This window comes from Rhodococcus sp. R1101, from assembly GCF_000278445.1.
GTDB classification, from domain to species: Bacteria; Actinomycetota; Actinomycetes; order Mycobacteriales; family Mycobacteriaceae; genus Rhodococcus; species Rhodococcus gordoniae.
In genome coordinates this window covers 1-1,306 of the sequence record NZ_AJVB01000725.1, presented here as the reverse complement: position 1 = coordinate 1,306, position 1,306 = coordinate 1, and the positions used below count along the sequence as shown (strand labels likewise).

Here is a 1,306-nt window from a genome sequence, read left to right as displayed (position 1 = left end):
AAGGCAGGGGTGTCGCCGAAGTCTTGCAGCCGACGTACGAAGCGCACGCCGGGACGCTCGTCGAGAATGGGGGAGCTGAACACCGAAAAAGTCTAAGGTATGCCGAACCTAACAGCCGAGGGTAGTGGGGGAAGTTCTCCACGGTGAACGTCTCTCCTGGTCACGGCCAGGGACACCGTTCTCCTGGACGCGGCGGTCATCCGAGATGACAGGTGGCGCGAGCCGGGACAATCCACCAGCGTTCACCGCCACGTGCGGACCTTCGACGCGGTGGCCGACACAGCCTTGACGCGCTGATCGTCCGGCCGGTGCCGGGTCGGTCGGCTATCCGGCCAGTGGGACGACCTCCGAGCAAGATATGCCAGGATGACAAGCTTCCGATATGAGGTCTCCGACGTCGGTGCGTATCCCCCCGAAGAACATGACCTGGATCTCCGGCGGCACGTTCTGGATGGGCTCGGAGGAGTTCTATCCCGAGGAGCGGCCGGTCCATCAGGTGCGTGTCGACGGATTCTTCATCGACACCCATCCGGTGACCGTCGCTGAGTTCCGACGGTTCGTGAAGGCAACCGGATACGTGACGACCGCGGAAACATCACCTCGGGCCGAGGACTATCCCGACGCCGATCCGCATTTGCTCGTGCCGGGTTCGCTGGTGTTCACCGCCCCGTCCGGGCCGGTGCCGCTCGATGACTATCACAGGTGGTGGACGTGGACACCCGGAGCCTCATGGCGCCACCCGGAGGGGCCTGGCAGCGACCTGGCCGGGCGCGAACGTCATCCGGTGACGCATGTGTCGTACTTCGACGCCCGGACCTATGCACAGTGGGCGGGTAAAGAACTGCCCTCGGAAGCGGAGTGGGAGTATGCGGCGCGGGGCGGCCTGGACCGGGCCCGTTTCGTCTGGGGCGACGAATTCACGCCTCGCGGTCGCTACCGTGCGAACACGTGGCAGGGGCGTTTCCCGTGGGAGAACACCGCGGAGGACGGATTTGTGGGCACCTCCCCGGTGGGAGCGTACGGACCCAATGGTTACGGGCTCTCGGACATGGCCGGCAACGTCTGGGAGTGGACCGAGGACTTCTTCTTCGCGCGCCACGGTGCGGATGGCCGTGACCTGGAATCGGCACGTGCGTGTTGTATTCCGTCGAATCCGCGCGTAACGACGTCGGATGGGGACGAGCGTTATCCTCGCCGGGTCATCAAGGGTGGATCGCATCTGTGTGCGCCCAACTACTGCTTGCGCTATCGACCGGCTGCGCGTCAGGGAGAAAGTGTGGAGACGTCCACGTGTCACATCGGATTC

Annotated in this window: 1 protein-coding gene; it reads left to right on the top strand. The window is 64.5% G+C overall.

What is annotated here, in order from left to right:
• Window positions 1-421: 421 nt before the first annotated feature.
• Window positions 422-1,306: formylglycine-generating enzyme family protein (locus R1101_RS0123625; protein WP_198420328.1), on the top strand; the 885-nt coding region annotated here is incomplete at its 3' end.